This window comes from Bradyrhizobium sp. WSM1253 (assembly GCF_000244935.1).
Classification (GTDB): domain Bacteria; phylum Pseudomonadota; class Alphaproteobacteria; order Rhizobiales; family Xanthobacteraceae; genus Bradyrhizobium; species Bradyrhizobium canariense.
The window spans coordinates 4292409-4309056 of record NZ_JH600073.1; the positions used below are offsets into that span (position 1 = coordinate 4292409).

The window sequence follows — 16648 nt, forward strand, 5'->3', positions numbered from 1 at the left end:
GACGGGCGATGTACATTGGCTCCGTGATCAACGATGGAGTTCGGTCATGTGGGGTCAACTGTTCAGCCTGATCTATCGCCTGTCCTGCCGGGCCACCTTGATCGAAATCGGGACGGGCCGCTCGTCGCGATAGAGGCAGCGAATTAGGTAAGACGGATTGACCAGGTAATGGAGGGTGTCATGCGAAAGCTGATCCTGATCGCGGCAGTGTCGCTGCTGGCAAGCCAGGCCTATGCCGGCGGACCACGGAGCCTTAGTCTTGCGGCGACAAATGCGAGCCAGCAGACCGCCGAGCCGGCAACGACAGCAGCCACGCCGCCACAAGCTCCGGCGGCAGCGCCCACCAATGTCCAGACGGCGACGACCGCCCCAGCTTCAACGTCTCCGGCAGCGACTGCGACGACATCCGCGACCGCTCCGGCCGCAACCCAGTCCAGTGCCGCGCCGATTGCCAGCACAACAGAAACGACCAAGCCGAAGCGTCGTCAGCCATCCACCGAGGCCCGCGTGATTCGCGAACTGCATCGGCACGGGATTTACTGGTGATTGCCAATGTCTTCCTGGTGAAAGCCAGGACCCATTAGCCCAGGGAGAAGTTGTCGCGCGCGGCTCCCAACCGCCAATCTTCGCCAAATTGAATTCGGCGGTTATGGGTCCTGGCTTTCGCCAGGCGGACACCGTATGAGCAGCGCCAGCATCGCGCCCTCACCGCCTCAGATACCCAGATATTTGTGCTGCAGATCCGGCTCGGCCATCAACTCGTCCGAGGTGCCGGTCCACACCGTCTTGCCGCGCTCGATGATGGTGTGGCGGTCGCAGATGCGGGCAAGGTGATCGACGTTCTTGTCGACGACCAGGATCGACTGTCCCCGGCTCTTGAGCAGCGACAGACAGCTCCAGATCTCTTCGCGGATCAGCGGCGCCAGGCCTTCGGTCGCTTCATCCAGGATGAGGAGCTTCGGGTTGGTCATCAGCGCGCGGCCGATGGCGAGCATCTGCTGCTCACCGCCGGAGAGTTGGTTGCCCATATTGGAGGCGCGTTCGGCCAGGCGCGGAAACATCACGTAGATCGCCGCCAGCGTCCAGGGCTGGCTGCTGTCGAAACGATCGGCCGCGGCCGCGACCAGGTTTTCGCGCACGGTGAGGTTCGGGAAGATCTGCCGCCCCTCGGGGACGAGGCCAACGCCGAGTTGCGCGATCCTGTAGGACGGCTGCGTGCGCACTTCCGAGCCCGCAAAGCGGATGCTGCCTGCGCGCGCCGGCGTCAGGCCCATGATGGAGCGGATGGTCGTGGTCTTGCCCATCCCGTTGCGGCCCATCAGCGAGACCATCTCGCCTGATTTGACCGACAGGGACAGGCCGAACAGCACCTGGGACAGGCCGTAGCAGGTCTCGATGCCGTCGACCTCGAGCAGCGTGTCATCCATCCCTTTTTCAGCCATGGTGCGTCACCACATGGGCCTCGCCGAGATAGGCGCGCTTGACGTCCTCGTTCGCGCGGATCGCGGCCGGATCGCCGGAGGCGATGACGCGGCCATAGACCAGCACGGAGATACGGTCGGCGAGCGCAAACACCGCCGGCATGTCGTGTTCGACCAGCACGATCGAGACCTCCTTGCGCAGCTCCTGGAGCAGCTGCACCATGCGTTGGGACTCGGTGACGCCGAGGCCCGCCATCGGCTCGTCGAGCAGCAAAAGTTTCGGCTTGCTTGCCAGCGCAACCGCCAGCTCGATCTGGCGACGCTCGCCATGGCTGAGTCTGGACACCAGCACATCGGCACGATGGGCGAGACCGACGCGGTCGAGCGCGGCATGGGCGGCATCGCGCAAGCCCTTCTCCTTGCGTGCATCGGCGAAGAAGCGGAACGAGGTGCCGGCATGCGCTTGCGCCGCGAGCGCGACATTGTCGGCGGCGGTGAAATCGAGCAGCAGCGAGGTGATCTGGAACGAGCGTGCCAGGCCCAGCGCGCAGCGGCGATAGGCCGGGAGATAGGTGATGTCGCGCCCCGCCAGCGATACGGTACCGGAATGCGGCTCCAGATGCCCGGTGAGCTGGCTGATCAGCGTGGTCTTGCCGGCGCCGTTCGGGCCGATGATGGCGTGCAGCTCGCCTGCCGCAACGTCGAGCGAGACGTTGTCGGTCGCAATGATGCCGCCGAAGCGGCGCACCAGCTTGTCGACCCGGAGCAGCGGCTCAGCCACGGTTGAGCCTCCCGAGCAGGCCCATGATGCCGCCGCGGCCGAACAGCACGATCAGCAGCAGCATCGGGCCCATGATCAGCGCCCAGTATTCCGTGAGCTGCGACAAGAACTCTTCCAGCAGCAAATACACCACCGCGCCGATGACCGGACCGAACAGCGTGCCCATGCCCCCGAGGATCACCATCACCATGAGGTCGCCGGAACGTGTCCAGTACATCGCGGCCGGACTGACGAAATCGGTGTTGTTGGCGAGCAGCGCGCCGGCGAGGCCGCACATCATGCCCGAGATGACGAAGCAGACCAGCTGGTAGCGTTTCGAGGGGAAGCCGATCGCCTGCATGCGTTGCTCGTTGGAGCGCAGGCCCTGCAGGACGAGGCCGAAGCGAGAATTGACAATGCGCCAGATCAGGAACACCACGCCGAACAGGCAGGCGAGGCAGAGATAATAGAACTGCGTGCGGTTCGACAGATTGATCAATCCGGAGAAGTCGCTGCGCTTGTAGACGGTGAGGCCGTCATCGCCCCCGTATCGCGCCAGCCCCGAGGCGACGTAATAGGCCATCTGCGCGAAGGCGAGCGTGATCATGATGAAGTAAACGCCACGCGTGCGAAGCGAGAGCGCGCCGATCACAAGCGCGTAAGTTGCCGAGGCCGCAAGCGCGACTGGAAACTGGATGAAGCCGCTTCCCACGCCTTCCTGCGCCAGCATGCCGACCGCGTAACCGCCGATGCCGAGATAGGCGGCGTGGCCAAAGCTCATCATGCCGCCAAAGCCCATGATGAGGTTGAGGCTCGCGGCCGCCAGCGCCAGGATGACGATGCGGGTCAACAGAGTCAGGATGAAGATGTTGCCGGACAGTTGCGAATACAGCGGCAGCAGCACGAGGCCCGCCAGCATCAGGGCCGTGACGGCCTTAGCTACAGAAAAAGTCTTCATGGACGGTTGGCCGGAAACAGCCCCTCCGGCCGCACCACCAGCACGATCGCCATCAGCAGGTAGATCAGCATGGACGACAACGCGGGCGCGGCGGTGGAGGCCGCGGCGCCGCTCAGCACCTGCCGCAGCAGATTGGGCAGGAAGGCGCGGCCGAGCGTATCGATCATGCCGACGAAGATCGCGGCCAGGAACGCGCCCCGGATCGAGCCGATGCCGCCGATCACGATGATGACGAAGGCGAGGATCAGGATGTTCTCGCCCATGCCGATCTGCACGGTGAGGATCGGCGCCTGCATCAGGCCGGCAAGGCCGGCGAGCGCGGCACCGAGGCCGAACACGAGGGTGTAGAGCAGCTTGATGTTGATGCCGAGCGCACCGATCATCTCGCGATTGGAAGCGCCGGCCCGGATCAGCATGCCGATGCGGGTGCGCATCACGCCGAGATAGAGCAGCAGCGCAACCAGCAGCGCCACGGCGATGATGGCGAGGCGATAAGCAGGATAGTGAATGCCCGGCAGGATCGGCACCGGCACGGTGAGCCAGGCCGGCAGCGGCAGCGCAAGCCCGGCCGGCCCCCAGATCAGTCGCACGGCCTCGTTGAAGAACAGGATCAGGCCGAAGGTCGCGAGCACATGGTCGAGATGGTCGCGGCCGTAGAGATGCCGCAGCGCGGTCATCTCGAGCACGATGCCGAGCACGAGCGTGGCGCCGAGCGCCAGCAGCGCGCCGAGCAGGAAGCTGCCGGTCCAGGCTGCGAAGGTCGCGGCGAAATAGGCGCCCATCATGTAGAGCGAGCCGTGCGCGAGGTTGACGAGATCCATGATCCCGAACACCAGCGTCAGGCCCGCGGCGAGCAGGAACAGCAGCAGGCCAAACTGCAATCCGTTCAAGAACTGTTCGACGACGAGCAGCATCAAAACTCTTTCAGGCGCACGCAGGTTCGCGCCGATGTTCGAACACGGTCGCCATCAGTGAAAGAGCTCCCCCTGCCTGTACAAGGCGGAAAAATGGGTAATGGCAGTATCGTTCCGAGGCAAGAGCGATTCGACACCCAACATGCACTTTGTTGCATGCCGATGCATGCGATCGAATCCGACCCTGCAATCAGCCTTGCAAGAAGACTGCCGCGCAGGATGGGTCAACCTGCCGCACCCAAGCGGATCACCCTCTCTCCGTTGCCGGAGAGAGGGTGTGAATTCGTCGCAACGGGGATGGAGACGCCTAGTGCGACGTCATCTGCCGGGCAAGGTCATCCGGCTCGGCGAGCACACTGTTGGCTGTCGAGGCCTCCAGCGCAGCCATCCGGAACAGATAGGCGAGCGTCGCCAATCCGGTGTCTTCCGCCATCTGCGCCAGTTCGAGCGCCATGTCGGACATGTAGCCGAGATTTTCGTCCTTGATCTGCGCCATGATCTGGCTGTCCCGCATCATGTTCGACATCTCAGGCGCTCTTTCGTTGCGCGGCAGCGAGGCCGCAGAGGTTGGCACGGGCGACGGCGTCCAGACGCGGGCCGTCCTGTTGGACGATAGAAGGCACGCCGATGCGATCATGCAGGGCATCGAGCGTCTCGCGACGAATGTCGATCGCCGCCGCCATGGTCCACGCATTCTCCACCAGAGCCGGCAGACCGAGCGGGGTCACGACGAAGCCGGCCTCATGAAAGCGCGGCAACCACCAGGTTTCCATGATCGCGCTAACCTGCGCGATCCCCTGACCGAGGCAGAACTCCTGCACCGCTGCCATCAGTTGCAGGTTGAGCGCGCCGTCGCGGCGATCGCGCACGACGAAGTAGCGCGACCATTCCCAGACCAGCGGATCCGCCGGGCAACCGCGCACGGCCGCCAGATGGGGAAAGACTTCGCTCATCATCGAAGGCTTGGTGGTCGGGTAGAGCCGGTGACCGCCGATAACGCGGCGTCCCTCCAGCGCAAGCAGATAGACGGTGTCCTCGTCGTCATAGGAATCGATTTCGCGACAATCCGGCCTGCGCAGCGTCTCCCAGCGCCGCTCTACGACGAAGATGTCGTGCCGCAGGCGGAAATACTGATCGAGTACATCTTCGTAAAGGTGGCGATTTACTGCAGAAATGGCGTGAATCATGAAGGCCCCCATTCGTCCTCAATGGAGGCACCCTCTGCGAAAAGAGAATGGTTCGATATTGGGAAATTTCCCAGTACGTCGCTTAGGGATTGATGATCTTGTTGCGAATCGCCAGTGCAACCGCATGCGTACGGTTCACGGCTCCGAGTTTGCGCCCGGCGGTCGCGAGATGCTCTTCGGCGGTACGCTGCGTGATGTGCAGGATCTCGCCGATTTCCCAGGCCGATTTGCCCTGCGAGGCCCAGGAGATCACCTCGCGCTCGCGGGGGGTGAGGCGCGTCGAGGGATACGGCGCCGGATCGAGCAGACGGCGAATGTGGTCGAAGCCATACATCGCCATCAGGTGCAATGCCGGCTTGCTGCGGGCGTTGAGATCGAGATGGATGCCGCCGAGCGACACGGCGGCCTCATAGCCGGTGAGCCCGTGGATCGGCACGATGAAGCCGCGCGACATGCGAAAATCGCCGGCGCGGTTCATTACCTCCGCCGCGCCCGGATCGAGTTCGGCATCATAGGGCGCTTCCGACCATTCAAACGGATTGACCGATTGTCGGCACATCCGCACCACCGGGTCGACGCGGTCGTAGTTGTTCTGGGTGTAGAGGCTGAACCATTCCGCGGGCCAGCGCTTGGCGAGCACCATCTGCGCAAACCGCTGATCGGGATTCGGCAACCCTGTCACGATGATGGTTTCAAAGCCGAAGCGCCCGAACGCCCCTTCGAGCGCATTCATAGCGTCCGGAACCCTACGATAGGCCCCCAGCCCCTCAATGAAGTCGAGCGCTTCCCGGCCATAATCCACGGCGGACATCGGTGCGTTTCCTGACCCTCGCTGTGCGATATAGCACGTCTTTGGGCACTGCCTCAATTCACGGTTTCCGTAGTTTCCCGGTATCCCATTGACCCCGAAGGCTTAATCTACTTGTGGAAGAAGTGACGTCAAGATACACCTACAATGTCTGAAGCGGGGAAACCACGATGGAAGACGAGGACATCGCCCTCAACAGCGTGCTCGGCCTGGAACTCAACCGCGTATTTTTCGCCGTCCGCGAAACGGCAAACAAGCAGAAGATCATCGAGTTCGCGCGCGGGGTGCTGCAAAGCGAGCGCAGCAAGCCAGCAGAGAGCGCCTCGCCGGACGGACCGGCGAGCTAGCACGCAATCGCTGTGAGCGCACGAACGGTCCGTTCGGTGCCATGCCTTCCTCTGATCTGAACCGAACAACCGAACGCGAATGTTTCCTTCCTTCTCCCCTTGTGGGAGAAGTGGCATAGGCGGCCTTCGGCCGCCGTTCTTAAAACAAAACGCCGATGCTTCGCATCGGCTATGGCGCCGGATGAGGGGTTGTTTCCACGCGTTCAAATGCGCGAGGCTCGCGCGGGAGAGAACCCTCACCCGTCTCGCTCTATCGCTGTGATCCACCCTCTCCCACAAAGGGGAGAGGGAAAGGCAGCGCCGCCCACGATTATCTTTTGGATGCCCAGGACATGATGACGCTGCGCCAGGTTGAAGTGATCCGTGCCGTGATGGTGACGGGCACGATCGGCGGCGCGGCGAAGCTGCTGAACGTTTCGGCGCCGGGCATCAGCCGCCTCGTCAAATACACCGAGCGCTCGCTCGGCATCCGCTTCTTCCAGCGCCAGAACGGACGCTATTTCCCCACCCCGGAAGCCGAGAACATCTTCGAGCAGATCAACGGCGTCTACAAGAAGTTCGACGACCTTTCCGAGATCATCTCCAAGATCGGACGCGGCGGATTGTCGGAATTGCGCATCGGCTCGGTGCCGAGCATTTCGCAAGTCATGGTGCCGCGCGCGATCGAGCGGGTCCGGCGGCGCTATCCGGATCTCGGCATCGACATCAACATCCTCAAGCTCGAGGAAGCCATCGACTATCTCATGCTCGGCCGGGGCGAGTGCGTGGCGATGAGCTACCGCCTGGAGCATTCCGGGCTCGACTTCATGCCGCTCGCCTCGGGCGAGCTCTACTGCATCGTGCCGCCGGGCCACGAGCTCGCCGGCCGCAAGCAGGTCTCCGCCGCCGAGATCACGCGCTATCCGCTGATCGGCATTGATCCCAACGATCCCTACGGGCGGATCATGGCCGAGATCTTCGCGCGCCACCGCCTCGCATACAACATCACCATCCGCGCCCGTTTCGGCACCACGGTCTGCGCGCTGGTGAAGGCGGGGCTCGGCATCGCCGTCATCGACCAGTTCACGGTGGCCCATGGCGGCTATCCCGGCATCGAGCTGATCAAGATCACCGAGCCAACGCGATTCGAGACCTATATCGCGGTGAAGCGCGGCGCGCCGCTGTCGCTTCATGTCGAGTATTTCATCGAGTCCCTGCGCGCGGAGATGCGCGCAGTCGAGCCGTCGCAGGGCAAAGGCAGGGCCGCGGCGGCACGGGGGCGGAAGAGATAACATTATGTTAGGTTTGCAGGACAAAAGGGTAATTGTGTTAGGCCGAGGAAAGACTATCGTTCCTAGGGGAAGCCCCTTGGAACTGGGCGGATTTCCCCGCTAATGGCCGGGACCGAACGCTCCCAACGAGACGATAGCGAACCATGTCAAAGCGCGGACCCGCCGCATCCAAAAAGCTCCTGACCGGCCTGATCGGCGCACCCATCGCGCATTCCGCCTCCCCTGCCATGCATGAGCGCGCCGCGGAGGGGCTTGGCCTGCGCGGACATTATCAGCTCATCGAAGTGGCCGGCGCCGATACGGCCGGGCTCCGGCTGATGCTGGAAGGCGTGCGGCGCCTCGGCTTTGCCGGCGTCAACGTCACCTTTCCCTACAAGGAGGCGGTGGTCCCGCTGCTCGATGAACTGGCACCGGGTGCGGCCGCCATGGGGGCGGTCAACACCGTCGTCGTCAGGAACGGACGGCTGACCGGCCACAACACCGACACGACCGGCTTTGCGCGCGCCGTCGCGCCGCTGCTGGCGCCGTCCGGCAACGCGGTGGCCGTGATCGGCACCGGCGGCGTCGGCAAGGCGATCGCCTTTGCGCTGGCGAGCCTTGACGTGACCGACATCCGCATCTTCGACAGCGAGCCGGCACGCGCCGAAAAACTCGCCGCGCTGCTCGTCAAGCAGGGGGGCGCCAGGGTCGCCGCAAGCGTCGAGGATGCGCTCGACGGCGCAACCGGCCTCGTCAACGGCACACCGGTCGGCATGCTGCCGAACCGGGAAACGCCGGTCTCGCCGACGCTGCTGCGTCAAAACCTGTGGGTCGCCGACGCCGTCTACTCACCGCTGATCACGCCGCTGCTGGCGGCCGCCCAAGCCAAGGGCGCGCGGATCATGACCGGCCGGGAGCTTGCGATCTACCAGGCCGCCGACGCTTTCGAACTGTTCACGGGTCTTGCCCCATCGACCGAGATCATGGGAGAGGCATTCGACGAGGTGATGGCGGCACGAAGCTCGGCCTATCACGCAGCGTAACCGAAGCGGCCGGACACAAGGCCGCGCACAACATCAACGAAAAATGGGAGGAGAGACCATGAAATCGACCATTCTGGCCGGCGCCCTGCTTGCCTTCGCGACTGCAACCAGCGTCCACGCCCAGGCGATCAAGCTCGCCGACGTCGCCGAGTTGTCCGGCGGCGGCGCCACCGTCGGCACCAACTGGAAAAACGGCATCGACCTCGCGATCGAGGAGATCAACGCCAAGGGCGGCGTGCTCGGCCGCAAGCTCGAAGTCACTCATGCGGATTCGCAATCCAACCCCGGCGTCGCGCGCGCGCAGGTGCAAAAGGCGCTCGACGCCGAGCCCTATGTGCTGCTCGGACCCGGCTATTCCGGCTCGGTGAAGGTGACCGCGCCGTTGGCGGCCGAAGCCGGCATCGCGCAGATCATGGGCGGCGAAGCCGCCGAGCTGACGCAAGGCGGAAACAAATTCCTGTTCCGCACCTCGTTCGGCCAGCAATCGTCGATGCCGAAGGTCGCCAAATACATTCACGACGACATGAAGGCGAAGTCGGTCGCCGTGGTCTGGGTCAACAACGATTTTGGCCGCGGCGGTCGCGATGTCGTCGTCAAGGAGCTCGACCGGCTCGGCTCCAAGGTGGTCGCCGATCTCTCGACCGAAGCAGGTCAGGCCGATTTCGCCGCCGACGTCGGCAAGATCAAGGCCGCCAATCCCGATGCCGTGTTCGTCTATTTGAACGAGGAAGAGAGCGCACGTATCCTGAAGGAGCTGAAACGTCAGGGCGTCACCGCGCCGCTGATGGGCGAGACCACGCTGATCGGGCAGAAGGTGATCGAGCTCGCGGGCGATGCCGCCAACGGCGCGCGCGGCCATGTCGGCCTCACCACAGATGCGCCGGTCGACCTGATCAAGGCGTTTCGCGACAAGTTCGCGAAGAAGTACAATTACGTGCCCGACCATAACGGGCTGAAAGGCTATCTCGCGGTCTACATGGTGAAGGCCACCACCGACAAGATGGGGAAGGTGGATTCGAAGGCGTTCGCCGACACCCTGCACGGCCTGACCATTAAGGCCGCGGACGAGCCGGGCATCCTGATGGACGTCACCTTCAGCGACACCGGCGACATCGACCGCCAGAGCTTTCTGGTGGAAGTGGTCGAAGGCAAGCAAGTGGTGAAGCAGGTGCTGCCTAAGGTGAAGTGAGGGCGCGCTCTTCTCCCGCTCCTTGCGGAGCGAGATCTTTCGTCTCCCTCTCCCCGCCCTCCCCGTAAGAACGGGGAGAGGGTGAAAAGGAAGAGCGGGGAGAGCGAGAAGACAGAGCGCGAGCGCCGAGAGGGGAAAATGTCCAATCTGTTCGATCTTCTGGTCGCGGGACTTGCCACCGGCGCGATCTATGCGCTGGTCGCGGTCGGCTTCACGCTGCTGTGGCAGACTTCGCAGACCATCAATTTCGCGCAGGGCGAGTTCGTGATGCTGCCAGCGTTCCTGATGCTGGCGGCGATGCATGCCGGCGCGCCGTTCTGGCTCGCGATCATCCTCGGCATCCTGCTGTCGATGCTTCTGCTCGGGCTTGCCTTCAAGATGCTGCTGGTCGATCCGATGATGCGCCATGGCGTGCTGCCGCTCGCGATCGCGACCATGGCGCTCGCGATCGGCCTCAAGGAGGCCGTCAAGCAGTTCTTCAGCGCCGAAGCCTCACCCTTCCCCTCGATCGTGCCGACCGGCGACATCTCCATCCTCGGCCATGCCGTCTCGCTGCAAAGCATCGGCGTTCTCCTCCTCGCCATCCTTGCCGTCTTCGGCTTGACTGCGCTTCTCAACCGCACCTCGCTCGGCCACCAGATGCAGGCGGCGGCGCAGAACCCGACGGTGGCGCGCATCATCGGCGTCCCTGTCGAGCGCATGATTCTCCTGACCTTCCTGATCAACGCGTTCCTGGTCGCGCTCGCCTCGCTGTTGATCACGCCGATCTACCTCGCGAAATTCACGTCCGGCGAGGTACTGGGCCAGGCTGCCTTCATCGCCGCGATCATCGGCGGCTTCAACCAGGTGCGAGGCGCGATCGCAGGCGGCCTCCTGATCGGCGTGCTCGACAATCTCGCAGCCGCCTATGTCTCGACGCAGTATCGCGCCGCCGTGCCGATGATCTTCCTGATCGCCGTCATCCTGTTCCGGCCGCAGGGCCTGCTCGGCCGCGCCGAGGAGCGCACCGTATGAGCGGCTTCGCCAAACCTCTCAAGATCGCGTTCGGCCTCATCGTCATCGCTGCGCTGATCGCAGTCCCCATGAACTTCAACCGCTATGGCCTGTTCATCCTGAGCCAATGGGCGGTGATGGCCATCGCCGCGATGGGCCTCAACCTCACGCTTGGCTATGCGGGCCAGGTCTCGCTGGCGCAGGGCGCCTTCGTCGGCATCGGCGCTTACGTGGCAGCGATCATGACCACGCATGGCTGGCCGCTGCCGGCGGCGATCGTCGTCGCGATCGGCCTGAGCTTCGCGGTCGGCTGGGTGCTCGGCTATCCGGCGCTGCGGGTGCAGCACCACTACCTCGCCTTCGTCACGCTCGCCTTCTCCACGCTGGCCTTCCTGGTGTTTCGCAACGAGAGCTGGCTCACCGGCGGCATCTACGGCATCTCCAACATTCCGCGGCCGCACATCTTCGGCATCGCGACCAACAAGCCGCTGCCGTTCTACTATGTCTGTCTCGGCTCGCTCGCGATCGTGTCGCTTGCAGTGTGGTGGCTGATCCGCTCGCCCTGGGGCCGCGCCTTCATGGCGTTGCGTGAAAACCCGCTGCGGGCGCAGTCCCTGGGCGTCGACACGCGCCGCTATACGCTGATGGCATTCGCGATCGGCTCGGCGCTCGGCGGCGTCGCTGGCGCGCTCTATGCGCCGCTGACGCAATATATCGATCCCGTGCCGTTCAACCTGTCGCTCTCGCTCGACCTCCTGATGATGGTGATCGTCGGCGGCGCCGGCTTCTTCCTGGGTCCGTTCCTCGGCGCGATGATCGCGGTGCTGCTGCCGGAATGGCTGCGCTTCACCGAGGGCTATTATCTGATGCTGTACGCGATCGCGGTGATGGGGCTGCTGATCTGGTCGCCGACCGGCATTTTGGGAATCCTCGACCGCTATCTCGCCGAGCGCCGAACCAAGGCGGCCTCGGCCCAGCGCGCCGTCGCAAAGTCCCGGCTGGAGACAGTGCAATGAGCGCGGTCCTCGAAGTCTCCGACATCAAGAAGAATTTTGGCGGCATCAGCGCCGTCGGCGGCGTCTCTTTCGACGTCCGCGAGGGCGAGATCCTCGGCCTGATCGGACCGAACGGCTGCGGCAAGTCGACCCTGTTCAACTGCATCCTCGGCCAGCTCACGCCGAGCGGCGGCGAGGTCAAGCTCGACGGCAAGGTCGTCACGGGCCTGCGACCCGCCGAGCTCAACAAGCTCGGGGTCAGCCGCACATTCCAGCTCCTGCAGGTTTTCCCAAAACTCTCGGTGCGCGAGAACCTGATCCTCGCAGGACAGGAGCACCAGGGCAGCATGGCCTCGCGGCTGGTCGGCCGCTCCGATGCCGGCCTGACGGAGGCCGCCAACCAGATGATCGGCTTCTTCAAGCTCGATCATCTTGCCGACGAGCCGGCCGGCGGTTTGTCCTACGGCCAGCAGAAGCTGCTCGACGCCGCCATGGCCTTCATGGGCGGACCGCGGCTGGTGCTGCTCGACGAGCCCGCCGGCGGCGTCAACCCGTCGATGCTGGCGGACCTGAAGGAGCGGCTGGTCGCGATCAACTGCGAGAAGAACGCCACCTTCGTCGTGATCGAGCACAACATGGAATTCGTGATGTCGCTGTGCTCGCGCGTGATGGTGATGGCGGAAGGCAAAGTGCTGGCAATGGGACGACCCGACGAGGTCCGAAAGAACCCCGCCGTGATCGAAGCCTATCTCGGACATTAGGAGAGCGACCATGAGCGATCCGATCCTCTTGGTTCACAATCTCGTCGGCGGCTACGGCAAGATGACGATCCTGAACGGCACCACCTTCGCCGTGCCGCAGGCCACCATCACCACCATCATCGGCCCGAACGGCGCCGGCAAGTCCACCGTGTTCAAGGCGATCTTCGGCCTGCTCAAGCTGCGCGAGGGCAAAATCAGCTTCGCCGGCCGCGACGTCACCAATCTGAGCCAGCGCGCGCTGCTCAATGCCGGCATCTGCTACGTGCCGCAGGGCCGCAACATCTTTCCCGAGCTGTCGGTGCGCCACAACATCGAGCTCGGCGGCGTTTCCGCCGGCAAGGGCATCGACCTGCAGAGCCGGATCGAGGCCGCGCTCGACCTGTTCCCGGCGCTGCGGCGGAAATCGACGCAGCAGGCCTCCACGCTATCTGGCGGCGAGCAGAAGCAGCTCGAAATCGCCCGCTCGCTGCTGCTCGAGCCGAAGCTCGTGCTGATCGACGAGCCGTCGATCGGCCTGTCGCCGCTGATGGTGCAGCAGACTTTCGACATCCTGAAATCCCTGCGCGACCGCGGCGTCACCATTCTGATGATCGAGCAGAACGCACGCTCGGCGCTGGAGATTTCCGACATCGGCATCGTGCTCGAGCTCGGCCAGACCCGCATGGTCGACGGTGCGAAGCGCATTTTGAATGATCCCCGCATCGGACAATTGTTCCTTGGCGGCGCCATGGAGGACAACGCAGCATGACCAAACGCTCGATCGCAACGGTCTCTCTCTCCGGCGCACTTGACGAAAAGCTCCGCGCCATCGCATCCGCCGGATTCGACGCGGTCGAGATTTTCGAGAACGATCTGCTGTCGTTCGGCTCAGGCCCGCGCGACATCGCAAAGCTCTGCGGGGACCTCAATCTCGAGATTTGCGCGTTTCAGCCGTTCCGCGATTTCGAGGGCATGCCGGAGCCGCAGCGTTCGCGCAACTTTGCCCGCGCCGAACGCAAGTTCGACCTGATGCAGGAGCTCGGCACCGATCTGCTGCTGATCTGCTCCAACGTGTCGCCGGCCGCGCTCGGCGGCATCGACCGCGCCGCAGACGATTTTCGCGAGCTTGGCGAGCGCGCCGCCAAGCGGTCCTTGCGCGTCGGCTACGAGGCATTGGCCTGGGGACGCCACGTCAACGATTACCGCGACGCCTGGGAGATCGTGCGGCGCGCCGACCATCCCGCGATCGGCGTGATCCTCGACAGCTTTCACGCACTGGCCCCCGGCTTTCCGGTCCGCGCGATGGCCTCGATCCCCGGCGACAAGATCTTCCTGGTCCAGCTTGCGGACGCGCCGAAGCTCGAGCTCGACATCTTGTCGTGGAGCCGGCACTTCCGCTCCTTCCCCGGCCAGGGCGACCTGCCGGTCGGCGAGTTCATGGCGGCGATCGCGGCGACGGGCTATGCCGGGCCGCTGTCGCTGGAGATCTTCAACGACCAATTCCGCGCCGGCTCGGCCATACAGACCGCGGTCGACGGCCTGCGTTCGGTGATCCTGCTGGAGGACCAGCTTGCACCGGCTTGGCCAAAGCTCGTCAGCGAACCCTTGGCGCCCAAGCCCAAAAGTGGAGGCACGGGATTCATCGAGTTTGCCGTCAACGAGACCAAGGCCGGCGAACTGGCCCGCCTGCTCGCGCAACTCGGTTTTCGCAAGACCGGCAAGCATCGCAGCAAGGCGGTGGAGCGATGGTCGCAAGGCAAGGTCGAGCTCGTCGTCAACTCCGAGACCGACGGCTTTGCGCATTCGCACTACGTGACGCATGGCCCCGGCGTCTGCGCCATCGCGCTCGACGTCGACAATGCCGGCCTCGTCATGCAGCGCGCCGAGACACTGAAGGCGCGCACCTTCTACCAGCCGGTCGGGCCGGGCGAGCTCGAGATTCCCGCAATTCACGGCGTCGGCGGCAGCCTGCTGTATTTTCTCGACCAAGCCGGCAAGAACTGGAACACGGATTTCGAACCGGTCCCGAGCGACGCCGGCGCGGACGCGCTGCTAGCTGTCGATCACATCGCGCAGTCGATGCCCTACGACGAGATGCTGTCCTGGCTGCTGTTCTACACCGGCATCCTCGATCTCGAGCGGCTGCCGCAGATGGAGATCGCCGATCCCAGAGGCCTCGTGCAAAGCCAGGCCGTCATCAACGGCGACCAGAGCCTGCGCTTCGTGCTCAACGGCTCATCCGCCAACCGCACGCTGCCGGCCCGTTTCATCTCGGAGTTTTTCGGCTCGGGCGTGCAGCACGTTGCATTCTCCTGCCGCGACATCTTTGCGGCGGTCGCGGAAATGCGCAAGCGGGGCGCGGATTTTTTGGATATCCCGGACAATTACTACGATGACATCGAAGCCAAATACGACCTCGCACCCGAGCTGATGGCGCAGCTGCGCGCCAACCATATTCTCTACGACCGCGAAGGCGACGGGGAGTTCTTCCAGGTCTACACCCACATCTTCGATGAGCGTTTCTTCTTCGAGATCGTGGAGCGGCGGGATTATCAGGGGTTTGGTGCAGCCAATGCCGGGATCAGGCTTGCCGCGCAGTCACGCGAAGTGCGGCCTGTGAGCATGCCGCGGGTGTAGTGGCCGTCATTGCGAGGAGCCCTTGCGACGAAGCAATCCAGAATCCCTCCGTGGAAAGATTCTGGATTGCTTCGCTACGCTCGCAATGACGAGAGAGAGAGAGAGCTGAGAACCCCTCTCCCCGTAAGGACGGGGAGAGGGAGAAGCAATCAGCTCACTTCATCGCGCATTTGTCGTGGAAACGATCCTGGTCGTTTTCGACGATGGTCGCGACCGTCTTCAGCGAGAGTTGGCCCTCGCCGTCCTTGACCACGTCCTGGAGATAGAAGCTCTGCACCGGGATGTGGTTCTTGCCGTACTTGAAGGGACCGCGCAGCGACTTGAAGTTGGCCTTCTCCATCTCGGCCTTCATCGCGTCCTTCTTGCTGGTGTCGCCCTTCACCGCGACCACCGCGCTGTTGATGAGCTGGGCCGCGTCGTAGGCTTGCGCGCCGTAATAGGTGGGACGCAGGCCGGTGTATTTCTTGCGATAGTCGGCGACGAAGCGCTTGTTCTGCTCGTTGGGCAGATCATTCACCCATTCCTGCGCGCCGGGAACGCCGAGCGCATTCTCCTTCTGCAGCGGCAGCGACAGCTCGTCGACGGTGAAAGCCGTGTAGAGCGGCATCGTGCTCTTCAGCCCGGCCTGCGCATATTGATTGAGGAACTGCACGCCGGCTGCACCCGGATAGAACACGAAGATCGACTCGGCCCCCGAGGCGCGCGCCTTGGACAGCTCGGCGGAGAAGTCGAGCTGGCTCGGCCAGACCGTGTATTCCTCGCCCTTGACCTCTCCCTTGAACGTGCTCTTCACGCCCGCGAGCATGTCCTTGCCGGCGGCATAGTTCGGGCCGATCAGGAACACGCTCTTGACGCCCTTCTGGTTCATGTAGAGGCCCATGGCAGCCGGAGTCTGGTCGTTCTGCCAGGAGGTCGAGAACACGTAGGGCGAACAAAGATCGCCGGCGAGTTGCGACGGGCCGGCATTGGCCGAGATCAGGAAAGTCTGCGAGTCCACCGCGGTCTTCAGCGAGGCCAGCAGCACGTTGGACCAGATATAGCCGACGATGAAGTCGACCTTGTCGGACTGCACCAGCTTCTCGGTCTTCTGCTTGCCGACGTCGGGCTTCTGTCCGTCGTCCTCGTAGATCACCTCGACCGGCTTGCCGTCCATCTTGCGGCCGAGATGATCGAGCGCGAGCTCGAACGAGTTGCGCATGTCATTGCCGATCACGGCGGTCGGGCCGCTGAAGGTCGAAACGAAACCGATCTTGATGGTGTCGCCGGCGGATGCCGGGCCTGCCAGCACCAGCGCCGCTGCGCCCGCCAGCCAGAATGCCGTCCTCATAACCACTCCCCTCCATATTATTATGCCCGGAAGCGGGGTGATTGCCGCCCCGGGTCATCTCTATTGAACGCAAAATCTC

General features: G+C 63.8%; 18 protein-coding genes. 10 read left to right on the forward strand and 8 right to left on the reverse strand.

The annotated features are described in order from the left end of the window. Positions 1-180 precede the first annotated feature (180 nt). On the forward strand, positions 181-546 hold the full coding sequence (locus tag BRA1253DRAFT_RS21855; protein WP_007597919.1) for a hypothetical protein: 366 nt from the start codon (positions 181-183) through the stop codon (positions 544-546). Between the two features lie 167 nt (positions 547-713). Here the strand turns inward: BRA1253DRAFT_RS21855 and BRA1253DRAFT_RS21860 are convergent, their stop codons facing one another. The 7 genes from BRA1253DRAFT_RS21860 to BRA1253DRAFT_RS21890 form a co-directional block, all read right to left on the reverse strand. Beyond that, positions 714-1442: an ABC transporter ATP-binding protein gene (locus BRA1253DRAFT_RS21860; protein ID WP_007597920.1), complete on the reverse strand. Its 729-nt coding sequence runs from the start codon at positions 1440-1442 to the stop codon at positions 714-716. Next, positions 1435-2202, reverse strand: a complete 768-nt coding sequence (locus BRA1253DRAFT_RS21865) for an ABC transporter ATP-binding protein (RefSeq protein WP_007597922.1) — start codon at positions 2200-2202, stop codon at positions 1435-1437. Before BRA1253DRAFT_RS21865 ends, BRA1253DRAFT_RS21860 begins: the two co-directional genes overlap by 8 nt. Next, positions 2195-3139 (reverse strand): branched-chain amino acid ABC transporter permease, encoded by a 945-nt coding sequence (locus tag BRA1253DRAFT_RS21870; RefSeq protein ID WP_007597924.1) that lies wholly within the window; start codon positions 3137-3139, stop codon positions 2195-2197. The genes BRA1253DRAFT_RS21865 and BRA1253DRAFT_RS21870 overlap by 8 nt, the downstream gene beginning before the upstream one ends. Then, on the reverse strand, positions 3136-4053 hold the full coding sequence (locus BRA1253DRAFT_RS21875) for a branched-chain amino acid ABC transporter permease (RefSeq protein ID WP_007597926.1): 918 nt from the start codon (positions 4051-4053) through the stop codon (positions 3136-3138). Before BRA1253DRAFT_RS21875 ends, BRA1253DRAFT_RS21870 begins: the two co-directional genes overlap by 4 nt. A gap of 307 nt (positions 4054-4360) precedes the next feature. Beyond that, on the reverse strand, positions 4361-4579 hold the full coding sequence (locus BRA1253DRAFT_RS21880) for a hypothetical protein (protein WP_007597928.1): 219 nt from the start codon (positions 4577-4579) through the stop codon (positions 4361-4363). A gap of 1 nt (position 4580) precedes the next feature. After that, positions 4581-5240 carry an acyl-homoserine-lactone synthase gene (locus BRA1253DRAFT_RS21885; RefSeq protein WP_035995340.1) on the reverse strand — a complete coding sequence of 220 codons (660 nt, stop codon included), beginning with the start codon at positions 5238-5240 and terminating at the stop codon, positions 4581-4583. A gap of 82 nt (positions 5241-5322) precedes the next feature. Then, positions 5323-6051 (reverse strand): LuxR family transcriptional regulator, encoded by a 729-nt coding sequence (locus BRA1253DRAFT_RS21890; protein ID WP_007597931.1) that lies wholly within the window; start codon positions 6049-6051, stop codon positions 5323-5325. Between the two features lie 167 nt (positions 6052-6218). On the opposite strand from BRA1253DRAFT_RS21890, the gene BRA1253DRAFT_RS42915 reads away from it, so the two are divergent. From BRA1253DRAFT_RS42915 to BRA1253DRAFT_RS21930, 9 genes are all read left to right on the forward strand, one after another. Then, the gene (locus BRA1253DRAFT_RS42915) at positions 6219-6395 is read left to right on the forward strand and encodes a hypothetical protein (protein ID WP_007597932.1); all 177 of its coding nucleotides are present in this window, start codon (positions 6219-6221) and stop codon (positions 6393-6395) included. 332 nt (positions 6396-6727) lie between these two features. Continuing rightward, positions 6728-7666 carry a LysR family transcriptional regulator gene (locus BRA1253DRAFT_RS21895; RefSeq protein ID WP_007597933.1) on the forward strand — a complete coding sequence of 313 codons (939 nt, stop codon included), beginning with the start codon at positions 6728-6730 and terminating at the stop codon, positions 7664-7666. A gap of 143 nt (positions 7667-7809) precedes the next feature. Continuing rightward, positions 7810-8688: a shikimate dehydrogenase gene (locus tag BRA1253DRAFT_RS21900; RefSeq protein ID WP_007597935.1), complete on the forward strand. Its 879-nt coding sequence runs from the start codon at positions 7810-7812 to the stop codon at positions 8686-8688. A gap of 58 nt (positions 8689-8746) precedes the next feature. Next, positions 8747-9877 carry an ABC transporter substrate-binding protein gene (locus BRA1253DRAFT_RS21905; protein WP_007597937.1) on the forward strand — a complete coding sequence of 377 codons (1131 nt, stop codon included), beginning with the start codon at positions 8747-8749 and terminating at the stop codon, positions 9875-9877. Between the two features lie 138 nt (positions 9878-10015). Further along, positions 10016-10891, forward strand: coding sequence for a branched-chain amino acid ABC transporter permease (locus BRA1253DRAFT_RS21910; RefSeq protein WP_007597939.1), 876 nt, complete (start codon positions 10016-10018; stop codon positions 10889-10891). Continuing rightward, complete coding sequence (locus BRA1253DRAFT_RS21915; protein ID WP_007597943.1) at positions 10888-11886, forward strand: branched-chain amino acid ABC transporter permease; 999 nt, start codon at positions 10888-10890, stop codon at positions 11884-11886. The genes BRA1253DRAFT_RS21910 and BRA1253DRAFT_RS21915 overlap by 4 nt, the downstream gene beginning before the upstream one ends. Then, positions 11883-12626, forward strand: coding sequence for an ABC transporter ATP-binding protein (locus BRA1253DRAFT_RS21920; RefSeq protein ID WP_007597944.1), 744 nt, complete (start codon positions 11883-11885; stop codon positions 12624-12626). The genes BRA1253DRAFT_RS21915 and BRA1253DRAFT_RS21920 overlap by 4 nt, the downstream gene beginning before the upstream one ends. Positions 12627-12636: 10 nt before the next feature. Continuing rightward, the gene (locus BRA1253DRAFT_RS21925; RefSeq protein WP_007597945.1) at positions 12637-13374 is read left to right on the forward strand and encodes an ABC transporter ATP-binding protein; all 738 of its coding nucleotides are present in this window, start codon (positions 12637-12639) and stop codon (positions 13372-13374) included. Next, positions 13371-15242 carry a bifunctional sugar phosphate isomerase/epimerase/4-hydroxyphenylpyruvate dioxygenase family protein gene (locus tag BRA1253DRAFT_RS21930; RefSeq protein ID WP_007597946.1) on the forward strand — a complete coding sequence of 624 codons (1872 nt, stop codon included), beginning with the start codon at positions 13371-13373 and terminating at the stop codon, positions 15240-15242. Before BRA1253DRAFT_RS21925 ends, BRA1253DRAFT_RS21930 begins: the two co-directional genes overlap by 4 nt. Positions 15243-15396: 154 nt before the next feature. On the opposite strand, the gene BRA1253DRAFT_RS21935 is transcribed toward BRA1253DRAFT_RS21930, so the two are convergent. Then, a complete protein-coding gene (locus tag BRA1253DRAFT_RS21935) occupies positions 15397-16569 on the reverse strand; it encodes an ABC transporter substrate-binding protein (RefSeq protein WP_007597947.1) in 1173 nt (390 codons plus the stop codon). Positions 16570-16648 lie beyond the last annotated feature (79 nt).